This window comes from Pseudovibrio japonicus (assembly GCF_014651595.1).
Lineage (GTDB): Bacteria > Pseudomonadota > Alphaproteobacteria > Rhizobiales > Stappiaceae > Pseudovibrio > Pseudovibrio japonicus.
Genome location: NZ_BMXE01000003.1, coordinates 165,710 through 182,098 on the forward strand (window position 1 = coordinate 165,710; position 16,389 = coordinate 182,098).

Genomic DNA, 16,389 nt, shown 5'->3' on the forward strand with positions numbered 1-16,389 from the left:
TGCTGATGCGTGCTGGCTGCCTTTGAGGCGGTTAATTGGTAATAAGCCGATAACCTATCCCACGCACGGTCTGCAGGTACAAGGGATTGCCGGGGTCTTCCTCAATCTTTCTTCTCAGGCGGTTCACCTGTACGTCGATTGTGCGTTCGCCCAATGAGACGTCGGAGCCGACCAGATCAGTGCGGGCAACGGTCTGGCCGGGCTTTTCCGCGAAAGTGTTGAGGATTTGCTTTTCGCGATCGGTCAGGCGGACGTATTCGTCATTGCGTTTGAGCTCGCCGCGTTCGGAATTGTATTGGAACGGGCCAAATGCGAGGACCTCAAGTTTCATTTTTGGTTTCGGTCCACCGCGTCGGAGGATAGCCGAAATCCTGAGGAGGAGTTCGCGGGGCTCAAACGGCTTGGATACGTAGTCATCTACGCCGGCTTCCAGTCCTTCAATGCGGTCTTCGGTGTCGGAGCGCGCGGTGAGCATGAGGATTGGGACCGCTTTGGTACGGCGCAGGTCCTTTGCAAGCTCTAGACCGCTTTCTCCCGGCATCATGACGTCGAGAATAAGCAGGTCGAACTCGAGACCGGTTAGTCTGCGGCGGGCTTCTTCGGCGTCTTTTGCGACGGTGACGCGAAATCCGCTTTCGCCGAGGAACCTTTGTAGTAGGTCGCGAATACGGCTGTCATCGTCAATCAGGAGAATGTGAGGTGCATCATCATCCGGAAGAGCTGAGCGGGCCAAGGTAACTCCTCAATCTGTTTCTTTGCCAATGAGACGGGCAACTTCGCTGCGGTCATTCTCATCAATCATAAGATATAAAAACTGGCGAACAATATCATCACTGCCATCTGGCATGAGTGAAATTGCCTTGTTAATACGTTGGGTCTGAAGCTTGGAAAGCTGGGCACAAAATTTCGTCCCCTTTTCGGTGGTATAAAGCAGACGCTGGCGGCGGTCCAATGCTCCTGGTTCCTGACAGATGAAGTCTTCGTCGACCAACTGCTTTAATACACGGCCCAAGCTTTGTTTCGTGATCTTTAAAATATCGAGCAGGTCGGAGACTCTGATTCCGGGGTTTCTGTGCACAAAATGAAGCACACGGTGATGGGCGCGGCCAAAGCCAAGCTCATCGAGAAGCACATCCGGATCACCCGTAAAATCGCGATAGGCGAAGAAAAACAGCTCAATGAGGTCAAACCGTGGTGAATTGATGTCTTTTTTGCTCATTTCCTATCCTGGGTAACTGCCTATTTTTTAATCTTACAAAAAATACGTCAGTTATGTTGACTTATTTCGGATTGATAGTTACTAATTGCCCATCGGTGAAGAAAGGAAATAACTCAACACGTCGCGTACGCGCAATAGTTGAAAAAGTCATTTCTACATCGGTTTGTAGTGGTGGGTAGGTTGTAATCACTTGCAGTCAGACTGCTCGGATTCACTGCCCTCCAGGAACCCTTTGATTTAGCTAGAACACACCTTGACTGGCAAGGTCTTACCTTGCCTGCACCGTGAATTGTTCGCCATATGGAGAAGAGTGATGGCGGGTATATCCTTTGATCAACTGGAAGGCTCAATCTGGTTGGATGGAAAAATCGTTCCGTGGTCAGAGGCCAAGATGCACGTGCTAACCCACGGTCTACACTACGGAAGCAGTGTGTTCGAAGGGCAACGTGCATATGGCGGTGAGATCTTCAAGCTGGAAGAGCACACCAAGCGTCTGCATGAATCTGCGGAAGTTCTGGGTTTCACCATTCCCTGGAGTGACGAGCAGATCAACGATGCCTGTAGGCAAATGCTCGTTGAGAACAATCTGAAAGATGCTTACCTGCGTCCGGTCGCATGGCGTGGTAGTGAGATGATGGGTGTTTCTGCCCAGGCTAATACGATCCACCTGGCGATTGCAGCCTGGGACTGGCCAAGTTACTACTCTCCTGAAGAGCGTCTGAAAGGCATTCGTATGGACATGGCGGAATACCGTCGTCCTGATCCGAGCACTGCGCCGTTCAAGTCCAAGGCAGCGGGCCTTTACATGATCTGCACAATTTCCAAGCACGCAGCAGAGGCGAAAGGGTACTCCGATGCACTGATGCTTGACTGGCAGGGCCGTATTGCCGAGGCAACGAGTGCGAATGTGTTCTTCGTACAAGATGGCGCGATCCATACACCACTTGCCGATTGCTTCCTTGATGGCATCACGCGGCGCACAGTGATTGATCTGGCGCGGGCTCGCGGTATCGAAGTTATTGAACGACGGATCATGCCTGAGGAGATGGAAGTCTTTGAAGAGTGCTTCCTGACCGGTTCAGCTGCTGAGGTCACACCGGTTTCAGAAATCGGACCATACAGCTTTGCTCCGGGAAATATCTGCAAGCTGATGATTGAGGATTACATGGCGGCTGTACAGCCTTCTGCTGAAAAGATGCTTATTGCGAGCTAATCTTCTAGTCACATAAAGAATTTAAAGCCCGCTGCTCTGGCTGAGTAGCGGGCTTTCTTGTCTGGTTATTTTGTCGCGAGCTCGTGCTCGTGCTGCGGTTTGAAGAGTTTTCCGTTTTCGGTTATCAGCACGCAGATCAAGCCAAGGATTGCAAAGAGCGCAATGCCGTAGACCAGTGGTAGTTCGGTCCCGTCATACAACTTCCCGATCCCAGCGCCGAGCAGAGCGCCGATCAGCGTGGTGATGAAGCCAATCATTGCAGAACCTGCACCGGCAACACGTCCTAACGGTTCCATTGCCATGGTGTTGAAGTTTGGTCCAATAAAGCCGAAGAAGAACATCGCCAGTGATTGAATTGCGATGAACACGACTAGAGTTAGCTCGCCGCTATAGGCAATTGCAGCCATGAGTATGGTCGTGGCGGTGAAGCCAAGCAACGCCATGTGTGACATTCGCCGCAAGCCGTGCTTCTCCACCATCTGTGAGTTGAGGTATGAAGACAGGGCCATGGCAACGGAGATCGCCGCGAACACGATTGGGAACAGGTCTGTGAGTTCAAACCGCTCCATGAAGACCTGCTGCGCGGAATTGATGAAGGCGAACAGGCAGGCGAAAATGAACGTCATCGCCATCATGTAGCCGACGGTGACGCGGGTGGTCAGAGCGAGCCGGTAGGCACTGAGTATGGACCGAACTTCCAATGGACGCTGGTTCACTGGGTCCAGACTTTCCGGAAGACGGGTGAAGCACCAGAAGAGCAGAAGAACGCCGAACAGGGTCAGAGCCGCAAACACACCCTGCCATGGCGCGACCCACAGGACCATCTGCCCGAGGAATGGTGCAATCACCGGTGCAATCTGGAAGGCGACCATGACGAGCGACATGACCTTGCCCATCTGGCGACCGCTATACCAGTCGCGGACCATGGAAATGGAGGCGACACGGGGCGCAGCAGCGCCCACGCCCTGAAGCGCCCGTGCTGCAAGCATGTGCTCGTAGCTCATCGCAAAGGTCGAGTACACTCCGCCAATGATGTAGAGGCTGAGGCCGATCAACAGTGTGGTTCTGCGCCCGATCGTATCGGAGAGCGGGCCGAAAAAGAGAGAAGCACAAGCAAGACCAATCATGTAGGCAGTGATCACCAATTGGCGATCATTGTCGGGGACAGACAATGCTGCGCTCATGGCTGGAAGAGCCGGGAGCATCATTGATGTCGCAACCGCATTCAGCGCCATAAGCGCTGCAATAAGGCTGACAATTTCCCATAAGGAAAGCCCAGGATGAGGTGCTCGCTCATGCCGCAGATTAGAGACTGCAGACATCAGAGACCTGTTTGTTGGGTGCAAAAGGGTAAGAGGTCGAATTTACGACCAAATTAAATAAATGAGTTTCTATTTGAACCAGCAAGCACAGGGATGTCAAGCAAAGTGTGACTTCATCCTTGCGCAATGCATATTAACAAGAGGTGGAGGTTATTTGGTTTTTGGTGCGTCCCAGCGCGCCGCGTCAGCATCATCTGCTGCTTTGGCTTCGACCCAGGTGCCCTCGGATGCCTCCCTGAGGTGTTCTTTCTTCCAGAACGGTGCCTTGGTTTTCAGGAAGTCCATCAGGAAGTCAGCAGCTTCAAATGCAGCACGGCGGTGTGGGCTGGTGGCGATGACGAGCACGATATTGTCGCCTGGAGGGATTTTGCCGAAGCGGTGAATGATAGTGAGACCGGTGAGGGGCCAGCGCTCGACAGCCTGCTGCGCAAACTTTGAGATCTGCGCCTCGGCCATGCCCGGATAGTGTTCCAGCTCCAGAGCTTCCAGTGCGCCGCCTTCGTCGCGGCACAAGCCGGTGAAGGTGACAATGGCGCCTACATCCTTACGGCCCTTGGTGAGAATTTCGGTTTCTGCCAGAACATCGAAATCTTCGGCCTGTACGCGAACTGTGAAGTCTGTGGTGCTGGTCTTTGACATGGTACTCGCAGGTTTTTATTAATGCTGGGAGCTTAGATCTTCCTCAACCGCCTGTCATGGGCGGGAAGAATGCGACTTCTTCGGTTCCGGACAAAACGTGATCTTCTTCCACGTGTTCCTGATTGACCGCTATGCGGATGGTTTCCGGTTGCTCGAAGGCAAAGGCGTAGCCTTCATCGCGGGCTGCGAGCCAGCTCATCAAATCGCCAGTTGTTTTGACGCCTTCGGGAAGCTCAATGGTTTCCTCGGAGGTTCCAGTGCGCTCACGCAGCCAGGCAAAATAACGAATTTTCATAGGATCAGGCCCCGGTATCATGCGGCTTCCTGCTATTGAAAGCCTCGTCTTTTGCTGGAGTTAGTCTTCAATCAGATGACCAATTCCGGCGCGGAAATAGTCATAACCCGTATATAGGGTCAAAATCGCTGCGACCCAAAGAAGCACTATACCAGTGGAAGTGGTGTACGGGAAAATGAGATCTCCTGCCTGACCTGCCAGCAGGAAGCCCAGAGCCACGAGCTGTACGGTTGTTTTCCACTTTGCAAGCTGTGTGACGGGTACGGATACGCGCAGTTCTGCGAGGAATTCACGCAAACCGGAGACCAGTATTTCTCTGCACAGGATGATGATTGCAGCGATGATGGACCATTCTCCGATCGTGCCATCCCATGCCAGCATCAAGAGGCTGACTGATACAAGGAGCTTGTCTGCAATCGGGTCCAACATGCGACCGAGAGCTGATTGTTGCTGCCATGCTCGTGCAAGGTACCCGTCAAAAAAGTCAGTGACGGCTGCTGCCAGAAAGATGCCAAGGGCCACCCAACGTGCTGAGTCTTCTGGAAAGTAAAAACAAACAGCCAATGCCGGAACCGCAGCAATACGGCCGTAAGTAAGAATATTTGGAAGTGAAAATATAAGCTTACGGGACATCTGGACCTTCAAGTTTACGCGTCTAACGAGCGTTCATACGCAGGGTGTGCACGTCAAAGCGGTTCCTGTCAATTGTGGCCCGCTTATTTATGTGGGACTTTGGGGAGAGATACGGGATTATGTAAACATCCCGTCGCCCATTTCTTTAATGATCTGCTTTGCCTTGCGCGAGGAGAACTCGATTGCTTCCTCTTCAGAGCCATGGGTATCGGCGCGAATAAATGCGTGTTCTTTGATTTCTTCACCAAATTGCTTGGTGATGCGGCCTGCTGTTTGCCACTGGCCGTCACGACGAGTTGGTTCAGAGTAAATCAGATAACCTTCAAATTCTTCTGCTTGTACAGCAGGTTTTGATGTTTCTTCTTTATTGCCGCCGAACAGACGTGAGAAAAAGCCCATGGTTGTCTCCGAGACTAAACTTCGTTTTAGTGATCTACAGGTTCGCACAGTATGTCTGCGAGCGCATCCTTGTTTTCACTGTTTGGTTCACCAAGCTTGCGCATTGACCAGTGCTTTCTGCAGAGCGAAATGTAAGATTCCTCGCCGCCGATAACAACCTGGTCACCTTCTTCGACAATCTTCCCGGTTTCATCTACGCGTGCGACCATGGTCGCCTTGGAGCCGCACCAACAGATCGTTCTAACTTCGCGAAGGATATCTGCAAGTGCTAGGAGCGCGGCGCTGCCCGGGAACATCTTGCCCTGAAAGTCGGTTCGCAGGCCATACGTCATCACCGGAATGTGTAGGTGGTCGGCGACGCGGGCTAGTTGCCAGACTTGTTCTTCGGTCAGGAACTGGGCTTCATCAACGAAGACAGCGTTGATTTTCTGCTCTTTCAGCTGCTCTTCAATGCAAGCGTATAGATCGAGCTTTGGGTCGTAGATCAGGGCCTCTGATTTCAGGCCGATACGCGAGGAAATTTCTCCAACCTTTGTGCGGTCGTCGAGTGCTGCTGTGAACAGCAGGCTGCGCATGCCACGTTCCTGATAGTTATAGGAAGCTTGCAACAGCAGAGTAGACTTACCAGCATTCATTGCGGAGAAATTAAAATATAGTTTTGCCATTTGCCCTTCGCGGCGTAGAGCGCCTCATCGCATTCAATTTGATTAGGTCTTCATACATGGATTCGTGAAGGAGGCTAGAACCCTTGGCGGTTACTCACAAGGTTCAGTGGTAAACTTTGGACAGAAGGCGTGATGTACCCGGAAAAACGGCGGATGCCTTTGAAAAAACAATCTATCGTGTGGCGTACCCGGCGACCAAGCTGGGCAGTTCTCTCATGCAGGCAATGGAATAATCGGGCAGGACAGGGGAGCTGTTGTCGTCGTGAAGCGGATTAAACCAGACGGAGGTGGCACCGATGTTGTTTGCGCCTGCGATATCATCTTCAAGAGAGTCCCCGACATGAATCAGTTTGTCCGGGCCCATGCCTGCCATTGACAACATGGCATTGAAGAGACGCGGGTCCGGTTTTTTGTAAGGGTATTCTTCTGCCATCACCACATAGTCGAAGAGGTGGGCGATGCCTGCGCTTTTGGGGCAGGAGTTGCCGTTGGTGATGAGCGCGGTCTTGTAGTTGCGCTTTAGTGTGGCCAGAGTTTCTTTCACATGGGGATAGAAGTATGGATCTCCGAAGCGGACCTTTTCGAATACTTCCAGAGCCTGCTGTGACAATTCCTTAGCATTGCTCAGTGGATTAAGTGCTTGTTCAAAAGACGCTCTTCGTATTTCCAGCAGGCGAATGCTGTTGGGACCGGCGTCTTCGACGAGCGAGTTACGTATCTTCTTGAGGCGCCGGGGGGTGATTGGTTTCTTGGAATAGTGACTTAAAAAACTTGCCGTGGTTATCAGGGCTTCATCGAGAATGCGTTGAAAGTCAAAGAGGGTTTGGTCTGCGTCGAACGATACGAGTAACTCACGTGGCATTCCAAACTTCCCTCCGGATTTGTTCCTAGAATATTATTATAGGCTTACTTTAAGGTAGTATGTGCAGTGTTGCAAAGATTGGAAAGTGATCAGACCCCACGTTTTCAGCAATGAAGTGCTCTTTAATTAGTATTTCTTCAGAGGAAGCGATGTGATCGACTTTCGAGCCCAGCATAACTTCAAAGGATGGGTGGATAAAGTATCGAGTTGTCCGGGGTAGGAAACTGGTGAAAGCAGTCTTCAGGTTTAGTTCTGTGAGAAAGCTCTGGAAAGTCTGTGACCAGACCGGCGTGTTCCAGTCGCCCTGAATGATTATTGGTACTGTTTTATCTTGCGATTTTATTAGGTCGCGCACGTGGTCGAGATATCTGGTGCGTCCTTCCAAGCGGTTTGGTCCGCGTGGGCTTGCTGGATGGATCGCGTAGATCTGAACAGGCGTGCCGTTGATGTCGATTTGCGCGCTGAGGAATTCGCGTGGAATGTGGGGGCCTTCTTTGAGGCCGGGTACGACAATGCGTTCAGCATCCTTTATCGGGAATTTGCTAAACAGCGTGATGTCTGTGTCATGCTTATCTGGTGGCAGAATTGTGTGCTGGTAGTGCTCGGTCAGGAATGCCTTGAGGCGCGGCGTTGCGCTTGCTGTTTCCTGGAAGGTGATCAGATCTGGCTGGCGCTTTTCGATCAGCTGCTTAAGCGCCTCTGCGTCGAACCCCATGTGTAGGAGGTTGAGGCTCATGACGCTAAACGTGGTTCCGCCTTCCTGTGTGCTTGAAATAGTCGCTGGTTGAACGACTTGTCTGACGCTTGTGACCATCCAATAGCTTGAGATGATTAAGCCGATCAGGGCAATTAAATGAATCCAGTGAAGCGTCTTGGCCGTAGCGATCCAAATCAGGAGCCCGATGAAGCCAGCTGCGGTTAGTTGAGGTATGAAGAAGGCGGCGGCTTCGCTCACCAGATTTCCCGGCACCATAAACGTAAACAGGAGCAGGGCTGTGACTGCAAGCGTGCCAGCACGCGCCAAACGGAGCAGTATTGGGGCCTTTCGCTCTCTTTCTAAGAAGATCCTGACTGATCCCACGTGTTGCACCTTTGACTTCAAAATTTTCATGAGAGTAGCGCATCATGGTCGATCTGAGAACACGGCGCGCTATCTCGTGATTATTCGTGAAAGTGGTTATAAATCAACTTTGCAATACTCTCGGATATGCCGGAGACGGCTCTCAAGTCGTTGATGCCTGCTTTTGAGACTGCTTTAGCTGTACCGAAGTGCCTGAGTAAAACACGCTTTCTTGCCGGCCCAATACCTGCAATCTCGTCCAGTGGATTTGTCACAATCGCTTTTTTGCGGCGTGCTCGGTGGGAGCCAATCGCAAAGCGGTGCGCCTCGTCGCGCATGCGTTGCACGAAGTAAAGCACGGGGTCGCGTTCTGGCAGCATGAAGCTTTGCGCGCCGGTTTTGAAGAACTTTTCGCGGCCAGCGTCGCGGTCGGGGCCCTTTGCAATGCCAACCAGCGGTATGTCGGTGATGCCCATTTCTTCGAGAGTTTCACGCACGGCGCTAAGCTGACCTTTACCGCCATCGATCAACACGAGATCGGGCCATGCAGGGATGTCTGCGTTGGAGGGTGCCGTTTCCGGCTCATCCTCACGGGGCTTTGGGTCTACCTGTGATTGGGCTGTGAAGCGGGCGGCTTGCTCGTAGCCTTCCGGGTTTTCTTTCATCAAGCGGGCGAAACGGCGGGAAAGTACTTCTCTCATCATGCCGTAGTCATCGCCCGGGATCAGGTCTTCCGACTTGATGTTGAACTTTCGGTACTGGCCTTTGGCAAAACCATCGGGTCCAGCAACGATCATGCCGCCAACGGCGTTTGTTCCCGAGATATGGGAGTTGTCGAAGACATCAATCCTGCGCGGTACACGATCAAGATCGAAGGCTTCGGCCACACCTTTGAGCAGCTTGAGCTGGCTTGATGTTTCGGCGAGCCTGCGGCCCAATGCGCCTTTGGCGTTGGTGAGCGCGTGTTCCACCAGTTCGCGTTTTTCGCCGCGCTTTGGTGTCGCGATCTCAACCTTGCGGTTGGCTCTTGCAGACAAGGCTTCTGTTAGCAGGTCGTGTTCTTCAACCTCATGGGAGAGCAAGACCATGCGTGGTGGTGGCTTGTCCTCGTAGAACTGGGAGAGAAAGCTCTCCAGAACTTCAGAGGGTTCGTAACTCTTGTCCGCCTTTGGAAAGTACGCGCGGTTGCCCCAGTTTTGACCGGTCCGGAAGAAGAAGACCTGCACGCATGTTTGTCCGCCTTCCTGATAAGTGGCGAAAACGTCGGCTTCCTCAATGCCTTGAGGATTGATGCCCTGATGGCTTTGGACGTGGGAAAGAGCTGCGATCCGGTCGCGGTAGACTGCGGCCTGTTCAAAGTCGAGGTTGTCGGAGGCCTGTTCCATGGCTTTGGCCAGATCCTGCTTGATGAGTTGGCTTTTGCCGGAGAGGAAAGCCTTGGCTTCTGCTACGAGGCCTTTGTAGTCATCGATGGAGATCTCGCCGGTGCACGGCGCTGAGCAACGTTTGATTTGATAGAGCAGGCACGGGCGCGAGCGGTTGGCGTAGTAACTGTCTGTGCAGTTGCGGATCAGGAACGCCTTTTGCATGGCGTTGATGGTGTCGTTTACTGCTCCGGCGGAGGCGAACGGTCCGAAGTAGTCGCCTTTTCTGGCGCGGGCACCGCGGTGTTTGATCAGGGCAGGGGCTTCGTGGTCCGCGCTGATCAGGATGTACGGAAAGGACTTGTCGTCGCGCAGCAGCACGTTAAAGCGCGGGCGCAAGCGCTTGATCAGGTTTGCTTCCAGCAGCAGGGCTTCGGGTTCGGTGCGGGTTTCAACAAACTCCATGGCAGCGGTTGCCATGATCATGCGCATGATGCGGTTGGATTGACCTTGCAGCCGTGTGTAGCTGGTGACACGCTTTTTCAGAGAACGGGCTTTGCCGACGTAAAGGACTTCGCCATCCTCATCGAACATGCGGTAGACACCGGGGCCGAGTGGTAAGCGTTTGACGAAGTCTGCAATGACTTCAACGCCTTTGACACCGGGTTTGCGTGGGGAGGCGTTGCTCTCAAACTGGATCTGCGGGTTGTTTTCAGGCACATCAACATTGTCTTCTGCTTGTGCAGGCATGTCTGATGTGTCTTTTGCCATGATTTACGTGCTCTCGGTGTGCTGAAGCAAAATATTGAGCCGCATCCTATCCGATTCAACGTTTGGTGCGGCTTCTCATACATGTTTTAGTTGGGTGGGTTAGATGAAGTCCAGAGCAAATACGCCGTAGATGTAAGCGATGTAGGCAACACTCAGGAAGATGCCCCATACTTTTCCGAGGCACAGGCGTTTGGCGGCAAATATGTAGAGCAGCACAGCACAGGCCAGCATGACCCAAATGTCATAGACGAGGATCTGCTCAGGAACCGGGATCGGAATAACGGTGACGGTGATCCCCATAATCGCCAGCAGGTTAAAGACGTTGGAGCCAATGACGTTGCCGATCGCTACAGCCGAATGCTGACGGATGGCTGCCATTACCGTTGTGGCGAGCTCTGGCAGGGATGTTCCAAGAGCAACGACGGTCAGGCCGATCACTGCGTCGGAGACACCCCAGGATGAGGCGAGTTCTGTTGCGCCGTTGATGGTGAGCTGGGCGCCAAGTGGTAGGCCCACCAGACCAAAGAGAATGTAGGCTGTTGCAACCAACTTGTTTTCCGGCACGGATTCAACGTCGAGCTCATCTTCGTCGTCGTCATCGTCTGCTTCGGCTGTGGTGCTGACGCCGTTCTCTTTCTTGTGCTTTCTTGTTGCGCGTACTGAATCAGCAAGGAAGATTACAAGCAGTATAAGAAGACCGATGCCGGCATAAAAATTGAGCGTGCCCAAGAAGCAGAGTGCGGCGAAGATCACGGAGACGACAAGCATGAACAGTGCGTTTCTGTGGGCGCCTTTTTCATCGCATGGTGTTGCGGCAATGAGTGCCGGGACACCCATAACCAACAGGACATTCGCGATGTTGGACCCGACAACGTTACCGATGGCAACGCCGCTGACGCCGTCGAATGCTGCACTTAATGAGATAAAGAGTTCTGGTGCGGAGGTGCCAAAGGCGACAATGGTCAAGCCGATGATGAGTGTTGGAATTCCCAAAGCCTTAGCAATTGACACAGCGCCGCGAACAAGAAGATCACCGGCAAAGATCAAGAGTGCGAGACCTCCGAGGAGGGCAGCATATGAGAAAAGCATTGGCTTAAATTCCAATTATATAAGGTTATTTGATTACACCAAAGGGGGCATACCGGAGCTTGACCGGGTATATAGACAGGTTTGCAGCGTTCTTGAAGTGTCTCAGATCACTTTTGACATCAGATAACTCCGAATATTTCAGTAGGTAGAACTGATTGTAGTTCGAGTATAGCAAAAAAGTCACTCAAATACCCTGTATTACCTAGCGTAAACAAAGGGTTGCTAATTATGTCATATTCTTTCTGTAGTTTGCCTTGAATTAGACAGAATTCCTGTCAGATCCAGCCACAAAGTCAAATCATACATTCTCTCCATCCCAAGGCGGTCTTATTTGATCGCTTTCCCCTAGCGGTTGCGTTTCATACGTGCCGCAAATATTTGTTGGAGAATGATAGATGTTGCGTATTGCGTCTTTTACCACGATTGCCCTCGGCCTGATGGCTGGCACCTCCCTTGCTGCTGACCTCCCTCAGCCAGTGCAGCCAGTACAGCCAGAAATTTCCTACGATACACCAGCGACCTTCTCTTCCTATGATTGGTCAGGCGCATACATTGGTGCCAACGCTGGTTGGGGCTTCCTCGATGCGAATGGCAAAAACGGAGCGTCTGGTGCTCTGGATGACAATCAGGATGGTGTCACCGCAGGCGTGCACGCTGGTTACAACTTCATGATTGCTCCAAGCGTGGTGCTGGGTGCTGAAGCTGACATTCAGTACAATGACTTTGACGAGACAAAAGCGGGCGTTAAGCTTGAGTCTGACTGGAACGGAACTGTTCGCGGTCGTGCTGGTTACGCTCTTGACCGTACCCTTGTTTACGGTACCGGTGGTGGTGCTGTTAAGAACCTGACTGCTAAGACTGCTGATGGCAAAGATAACATCAACGCAATTGGTTACGTTGTTGGTGCCGGTGTTGAACACGCGGTAACTGACACTCTGACTGCTCGTGTTGAATACCTTTACGAGGACTTCGGTACTCAGAAATTTGACTTTGGTGACAGCACTGAGAAAACCCGCCTGAACGAAAATCTCGTTCGCGCAGGTGTTTCCATGAAGTTCTAAGCGAACTGATGTTCTGCTTAAAAGGCGCATGCTTTCCGCATGCGCCTTTTTTTGTTTTTAGCTTTTTTCGAGCATCTCAGGTGCCAGCGTTTCGTTGTAGGCTGGAATTTGCGCAATAAAAGCTTTGTGCCAGCGCACCAGCTCCGGGTTTTGCTTACGCCAGTCGCCATTTGCCCGCAGATCCAGATAGCCCAGTGAGCAGGCGAGTGCGATTTGTGCGCAATCGGGAATGCCGTTGCTCTGGTCCGGGGTTGGCAGCGGTGTGTCATTAAAGGCTTTGAGTGTGCGGTCCACTTTGCCTTGCTGACGTTCAATCCAGACTATGTTCCAGTGCTCTTTGCTGTGATTTCTCATCTCGATCTGAGCTTGAATTGCCGCATCGGTGATGCCGTCTGCCATCGCCTGTTTGGTCAGAGCCGGGATGCGTGCTTCACCAGTCGGAATGATCTTGCCACCGCCTGCGCGTGTATCCAGGAACTCTAGTGTAACACGGCTGTCGTAAACGACATCGCCGTTCTCCAGCAGGAGTGTGGGTACTTTCGCGAGCGGGTTTTGCTTGTACAAAGAGCCTTCGCTGGCTCTTGTATCTGCCCAGTCAATCTTTAGGAGATCCTGAAGGCCGAGCACGGCGGCTGCCAAGCGAACCTTACGCCCGTAAGGAGATGTGGTTGATGTGCGTAGAACAATCATGGTTATGCCCCTGGCTCAGGTTTGGTTTTGTCGTAGGCGGGGACGCTGGATGCGAAGTCATCAAGCCATGCAACGGTTGTCGGATATGATTTGCGCCATTCGCCAGCAAAGCGGAGATCAAGGTAGCCCAGAGCGCAAGCGAGGGCGATTTGTGCGGCGTCGGGTGAGTTGTGTTGAACCGGGGGCAGTGGGTTGTTTTCAAACGCGTTCAGTGCGCGGTCAATCTTGGCCTGCTGATAATCCATCCAGTCCTGATGGACCTTTTCTTCAGGGCGCATACGTTTTTCATAGACGATCTGGATTGCGGCATCGGTGAGGCCATCGGCGAGTGCTTGTTTGGTCAGGACCTCAAAGCGTTCCGCGCCGGCGGGGATCAGCTTTTCGCCACCAGCCATATAGTCGAGATACTCGGTGATGACGCGGCTGTCGTAAAGCACATTGCCGTCCTCAAGGATCAGGCAGGGGATCTTGCCCAGAGGGTTTTGCTGGCGAAGTGTATCATTGGGGTCAAGTGTCTTGGCGGGATCAACGCTTACTTTATCTGAGAAGCCCAGGACATACAGCGCAAGTTTGATTTTTCTGCCAAACGGAGAAGCGCTGGAGGAACGAAGAGTTTGCATATCAGCCACCTGTAAAACACGGGATCATGTTGTTGCGCATTTATATCCGAAAGAGGGAGTTCTTTCAGCGACGCGCTCTGGATGAAATAAGTGGGCTGAACGATATCCGCGTTTCTTCCAATAATGCAAGTGACTTCGCTCTGATTGTAGTAGAGCTATGTGCTAGTGGGTGAGTTCCTCTGCGAAACGTTCGACAGCGTCCCAATCCGTAAATTCGATTGAGAGCGTCGGGTCTGTTGGGCCGTTGGTTATCTTCATGATGAGCTGGATCATCAACCGGTCCCAGGGCTTATAGTTTGGGTAGCAAAGGGCACCGGCGAAGACGGCTGTCGTCTTGGGCTTGAATTTTGATTTTTCGAGGAATTTCCTGAGATAGCCATTGGTCTGGGGAGTGCGCTTCTCAGGCTTTCTGGCTGTTAGGTTGACCGAGAAGAAGGCAGATTGGGCGGTGTTCAGGTCCACAAGGTTGCGCTTTACGAATTGGCGCACCGGCCGCAAGTGGAAGCCGTAGCGGATCGGAGCGCCGATCAGAATTCGAGCGCTCTGCAAATCAGAGGGCAGCACTTCCAGTCCCGTTGTGAGGGGGAGGGGCACGACTTCTTCGCCACTTCGCTCAAGAACCTCGGAGATCTTGCGGATTATCTTTTTGGTTTGGCCATCGTGGCTGGCGTAGGCGAGATAGTGCTTCATCAACTGAACCCCGGAGGACTGTGCTGAGACCCACTATAGATCTCAGAGTTAGGCCCTCCTAGGAGACATCATGTAGCAACGCACGATGTAATAGCGCCCATGAGGCAACGGGTTAGCGGGGGATGATTTCCTGCTCAGGGCGCACAACCCGGCAGTCACCGTCGTAGACCCGGAACTTGTCGAGGCCATCCAGGCAGACTTTGGCACTCCATGAGATGCCGAGAAATCCATCGTATTGCACCAGTGCGTAATAGACACGGTAGCGAGTGTCGTCGGTCAGCGTTGCCATGCCATTGCAGTAACGACGGCCCACAGGGCTTGGGCTTCGGATTGTGAAACCGGACTCGCGAATATCTTCGAGCAGCTTGATCCTTCGCCCATCGTAGTAGCTGCGATAGGCGCGTGCCACCCGACGCATGACTGCGCGCTGAGCCCTGCGAGAATCACAGGTGGGCAGATAATCACCAGCCCATCCAAAGTAGACCCTGTCTTCTCGACCAATTAGATCCTGATCTTCTACTTGAGGAATGGTGGCGTCGTAGGAACCGGGTGCGACCGCATCAGCAGAAAATGTGGTCTCGGTGGCGATGACGCTCATTAGAGTTGCAGTCAATAGGGTAAGGATCGATCTCGCGCGCATTCACACTCTCCACGGAAAGGCTGGCTGGTCCAGAACAGCGTAGGCTGTCTGCAGGAAGCTATATGCACCAGCCTCAAAGAGGCGCGACGAGATACTAAAAGCGCATGAGCTTTTGCCCTGCGCTTCTAGAAAGCAGTGATTTGCGGGATTTGGTCAATATAAGGTTCTGAGGGGTTACTCAGGTATAACCTGCTCCACATTCCACGAGGCATTGGTGCCCTGTGTCAGAGTTTTGCAGAGCCATGGCAAGGCGGTGTTCATGTCTTTTGCTAGCGTCCACGGTGGGTTGATGACCATCATGCCACTGGCTTTCATAGGCGCATCTGCGCTGACCTTGCCTGCAGACAACTCCATTTTCACGGTATTGCGGATGCCAGCTTCGTCAAGTTTTGCAACAAGTTGCCGGACTGCTCTGAAGTCTTTGACCGGATACCAGATGGCGAATGTGCCGGTTGGCCATCTCTTCCAGCCACGAATGACGCCTTCTGCAACGCGGGCGAACTCATCCTCTACTTCGAAGGCCGGATCAATCAGTACGACGCCGCGTCTTTCTTTAGGGGGGAGGAAGCTACCCAATGCTAGCCACGCATCCAGTGCAATCACCTTGATCTTTTTGTCCCCGCCGTAATTGTTCTTCAGCTCTTCAAAATCCTCTGGATGAAGTTCTGTGAGTGTCAGACGGTCCTGCTTTCTGGCCAGCATGCAGGAAATTTCCGGGGAGCCGGGGTAAAACTGCACGCCGCCGCCGGGGTTGAGAGTTTCAACGGTTTCCAGCCAGGGGGCGAGGACTTGCTTTACAGGCTCGGGAGCAGAGGCAACTTCTTCCAGCACTTTGCCAACGCCTTGCTGCCACTCTCCGGTTTTCTGCGCTTTTTCGGAGGTCAGGTCATACAGGCCAACCCCGGCATGGGTGTCCAGTACCCGGTAGGCACCTTCTTTCTTTTGAAGATATTTCAGGATGTTGGCGAGGACGACGTGTTTGAGTACATCGCCAATATTGCCTGCGTGGTAAATGTGCCGGTAATTCATTGTGAGCGCCTGTTGGCCTTTATCGCGCGCTGCTGCAAGGGTGGAGTTCTTTAGAGGCGCTATTGTTAATGGGTTCGTTGTCGGCCTTATAGTCTGATGGCAGGCAGGGACACAAGGCGCAAAGCGTG

At 52.7% G+C, this 16,389-nt stretch carries 19 protein-coding genes; 2 read left to right on the forward strand and 17 right to left on the reverse strand.

Annotated features, from left to right (window positions below):
* Positions 1 to 31: 31 nt before the first annotated feature.
* Positions 32 to 733 carry a response regulator gene (locus IE076_RS09340; protein WP_189436519.1) on the reverse strand — a complete coding sequence of 234 codons (702 nt, stop codon included), beginning with the start codon at positions 731 to 733 and terminating at the stop codon, positions 32 to 34.
* A 9-nt stretch (positions 734 to 742) separates the two neighbouring features.
* Entirely contained in the window at positions 743 to 1,219 is a 477-nt protein-coding gene (locus IE076_RS09345; RefSeq protein WP_189436520.1) for a MarR family winged helix-turn-helix transcriptional regulator, read from the reverse strand.
* 313 nt (positions 1,220 to 1,532) lie between these two features.
* Between IE076_RS09345 and IE076_RS09350 the strand changes: the two genes are divergently transcribed.
* Positions 1,533 to 2,432 (forward strand): branched-chain amino acid aminotransferase, encoded by a 900-nt coding sequence (locus IE076_RS09350; RefSeq protein ID WP_189436521.1) that lies wholly within the window; start codon positions 1,533 to 1,535, stop codon positions 2,430 to 2,432.
* 65 nt (positions 2,433 to 2,497) lie between these two features.
* On the opposite strand, the gene IE076_RS09355 is transcribed toward IE076_RS09350, so the two are convergent.
* The 10 genes from IE076_RS09355 to IE076_RS09400 form a co-directional block, all read right to left on the reverse strand.
* Positions 2,498 to 3,754, reverse strand: coding sequence for a multidrug effflux MFS transporter (locus IE076_RS09355; protein WP_189436522.1), 1,257 nt, complete (start codon positions 3,752 to 3,754; stop codon positions 2,498 to 2,500).
* 150 nt (positions 3,755 to 3,904) lie between these two features.
* A complete protein-coding gene (locus IE076_RS09360) occupies positions 3,905 to 4,393 on the reverse strand; it encodes a molybdenum cofactor biosynthesis protein MoaE (protein WP_189436523.1) in 489 nt (162 codons plus the stop codon).
* Between the two features lie 43 nt (positions 4,394 to 4,436).
* Positions 4,437 to 4,688: a molybdopterin converting factor subunit 1 gene (moaD, locus tag IE076_RS09365; protein WP_189436524.1), complete on the reverse strand. Its 252-nt coding sequence runs from the start codon at positions 4,686 to 4,688 to the stop codon at positions 4,437 to 4,439.
* A 60-nt stretch (positions 4,689 to 4,748) separates the two neighbouring features.
* On the reverse strand, positions 4,749 to 5,321 hold the full coding sequence (gene pgsA, locus IE076_RS09370) for a CDP-diacylglycerol--glycerol-3-phosphate 3-phosphatidyltransferase (RefSeq protein ID WP_189436525.1): 573 nt from the start codon (positions 5,319 to 5,321) through the stop codon (positions 4,749 to 4,751).
* 117 nt (positions 5,322 to 5,438) lie between these two features.
* Positions 5,439 to 5,720 (reverse strand): HlyU family transcriptional regulator, encoded by a 282-nt coding sequence (locus IE076_RS09375; protein ID WP_189436526.1) that lies wholly within the window; start codon positions 5,718 to 5,720, stop codon positions 5,439 to 5,441.
* A 26-nt stretch (positions 5,721 to 5,746) separates the two neighbouring features.
* The gene (locus IE076_RS09380) at positions 5,747 to 6,385 is read right to left on the reverse strand and encodes a thymidine kinase (RefSeq protein ID WP_189436527.1); all 639 of its coding nucleotides are present in this window, start codon (positions 6,383 to 6,385) and stop codon (positions 5,747 to 5,749) included.
* A 172-nt stretch (positions 6,386 to 6,557) separates the two neighbouring features.
* Positions 6,558 to 7,247, reverse strand: a complete 690-nt coding sequence (locus tag IE076_RS09385) for an HAD family hydrolase (RefSeq protein ID WP_189436528.1) — start codon at positions 7,245 to 7,247, stop codon at positions 6,558 to 6,560.
* Between the two features lie 49 nt (positions 7,248 to 7,296).
* The gene (locus IE076_RS09390) at positions 7,297 to 8,328 is read right to left on the reverse strand and encodes an endonuclease/exonuclease/phosphatase family protein (RefSeq protein WP_209008996.1); all 1,032 of its coding nucleotides are present in this window, start codon (positions 8,326 to 8,328) and stop codon (positions 7,297 to 7,299) included.
* 80 nt (positions 8,329 to 8,408) lie between these two features.
* Positions 8,409 to 10,442, reverse strand: coding sequence for an excinuclease ABC subunit UvrC (uvrC, locus tag IE076_RS09395; protein ID WP_189436529.1), 2,034 nt, complete (start codon positions 10,440 to 10,442; stop codon positions 8,409 to 8,411).
* Between the two features lie 99 nt (positions 10,443 to 10,541).
* The gene (locus tag IE076_RS09400) at positions 10,542 to 11,531 is read right to left on the reverse strand and encodes a calcium/sodium antiporter (RefSeq protein ID WP_189436530.1); all 990 of its coding nucleotides are present in this window, start codon (positions 11,529 to 11,531) and stop codon (positions 10,542 to 10,544) included.
* A gap of 395 nt (positions 11,532 to 11,926) precedes the next feature.
* On the opposite strand from IE076_RS09400, the gene IE076_RS09405 reads away from it, so the two are divergent.
* Positions 11,927 to 12,592, forward strand: a complete 666-nt coding sequence (locus IE076_RS09405; protein WP_189436531.1) for an outer membrane protein — start codon at positions 11,927 to 11,929, stop codon at positions 12,590 to 12,592.
* Positions 12,593 to 12,649: 57 nt separating this feature from the next.
* Here the strand turns inward: IE076_RS09405 and IE076_RS09410 are convergent, their stop codons facing one another.
* From IE076_RS09410 to IE076_RS09430, 5 genes are all read right to left on the reverse strand, one after another.
* The gene (locus IE076_RS09410; protein ID WP_189436532.1) at positions 12,650 to 13,282 is read right to left on the reverse strand and encodes a glutathione S-transferase family protein; all 633 of its coding nucleotides are present in this window, start codon (positions 13,280 to 13,282) and stop codon (positions 12,650 to 12,652) included.
* Positions 13,283 to 13,284: 2 nt separating this feature from the next.
* Positions 13,285 to 13,902: a glutathione S-transferase gene (locus tag IE076_RS09415; RefSeq protein WP_189436533.1), complete on the reverse strand. Its 618-nt coding sequence runs from the start codon at positions 13,900 to 13,902 to the stop codon at positions 13,285 to 13,287.
* Positions 13,903 to 14,064: 162 nt separating this feature from the next.
* Positions 14,065 to 14,592, reverse strand: coding sequence for a menaquinone-dependent protoporphyrinogen IX dehydrogenase (gene hemG, locus IE076_RS09420; RefSeq protein WP_189436534.1), 528 nt, complete (start codon positions 14,590 to 14,592; stop codon positions 14,065 to 14,067).
* A gap of 112 nt (positions 14,593 to 14,704) precedes the next feature.
* Positions 14,705 to 15,232, reverse strand: a complete 528-nt coding sequence (locus tag IE076_RS22655; protein ID WP_209008997.1) for a hypothetical protein — start codon at positions 15,230 to 15,232, stop codon at positions 14,705 to 14,707.
* A 174-nt stretch (positions 15,233 to 15,406) separates the two neighbouring features.
* The gene (locus IE076_RS09430; protein WP_189436535.1) at positions 15,407 to 16,261 is read right to left on the reverse strand and encodes a 23S rRNA (adenine(2030)-N(6))-methyltransferase RlmJ; all 855 of its coding nucleotides are present in this window, start codon (positions 16,259 to 16,261) and stop codon (positions 15,407 to 15,409) included.
* Between the last annotated feature and the right edge of the window lie 128 nt (positions 16,262 to 16,389).

What these genes read in the sequence shown, in the direction of transcription:
- IE076_RS09345 (WP_189436520.1), bottom strand. Translation starts at nt 1,219, where the DNA reads ATGAGCAAAAAAGACATCAATTCACCACGGTTTGACCTCATTGAGCTG.
- IE076_RS09350 (WP_189436521.1), top strand. Translation starts at nt 1,533, where the DNA reads ATGGCGGGTATATCCTTTGATCAACTGGAAGGCTCAATCTGGTTGGAT.
- IE076_RS09355 (WP_189436522.1), bottom strand. Translation starts at nt 3,754, where the DNA reads ATGTCTGCAGTCTCTAATCTGCGGCATGAGCGAGCACCTCATCCTGGG.
- IE076_RS09360 (WP_189436523.1), bottom strand. Translation starts at nt 4,393, where the DNA reads ATGTCAAAGACCAGCACCACAGACTTCACAGTTCGCGTACAGGCCGAA.
- moaD (WP_189436524.1), bottom strand. Translation starts at nt 4,688, where the DNA reads ATGAAAATTCGTTATTTTGCCTGGCTGCGTGAGCGCACTGGAACCTCC.
- pgsA (WP_189436525.1), bottom strand. Translation starts at nt 5,321, where the DNA reads ATGTCCCGTAAGCTTATATTTTCACTTCCAAATATTCTTACTTACGGC.
- IE076_RS09375 (WP_189436526.1), bottom strand. Translation starts at nt 5,720, where the DNA reads ATGGGCTTTTTCTCACGTCTGTTCGGCGGCAATAAAGAAGAAACATCA.
- IE076_RS09380 (WP_189436527.1), bottom strand. Translation starts at nt 6,385, where the DNA reads ATGGCAAAACTATATTTTAATTTCTCCGCAATGAATGCTGGTAAGTCT.
- IE076_RS09385 (WP_189436528.1), bottom strand. Translation starts at nt 7,247, where the DNA reads ATGCCACGTGAGTTACTCGTATCGTTCGACGCAGACCAAACCCTCTTT.
- uvrC (WP_189436529.1), bottom strand. Translation starts at nt 10,442, where the DNA reads ATGGCAAAAGACACATCAGACATGCCTGCACAAGCAGAAGACAATGTT.
- IE076_RS09400 (WP_189436530.1), bottom strand. Translation starts at nt 11,531, where the DNA reads ATGCTTTTCTCATATGCTGCCCTCCTCGGAGGTCTCGCACTCTTGATC.
- IE076_RS09405 (WP_189436531.1), top strand. Translation starts at nt 11,927, where the DNA reads ATGTTGCGTATTGCGTCTTTTACCACGATTGCCCTCGGCCTGATGGCT.
- IE076_RS09410 (WP_189436532.1), bottom strand. Translation starts at nt 13,282, where the DNA reads ATGATTGTTCTACGCACATCAACCACATCTCCTTACGGGCGTAAGGTT.
- IE076_RS09415 (WP_189436533.1), bottom strand. Translation starts at nt 13,902, where the DNA reads ATGCAAACTCTTCGTTCCTCCAGCGCTTCTCCGTTTGGCAGAAAAATC.
- hemG (WP_189436534.1), bottom strand. Translation starts at nt 14,592, where the DNA reads ATGAAGCACTATCTCGCCTACGCCAGCCACGATGGCCAAACCAAAAAG.
- IE076_RS22655 (WP_209008997.1), bottom strand. Translation starts at nt 15,232, where the DNA reads ATGCGCGCGAGATCGATCCTTACCCTATTGACTGCAACTCTAATGAGC.
- IE076_RS09430 (WP_189436535.1), bottom strand. Translation starts at nt 16,261, where the DNA reads ATGAATTACCGGCACATTTACCACGCAGGCAATATTGGCGATGTACTC.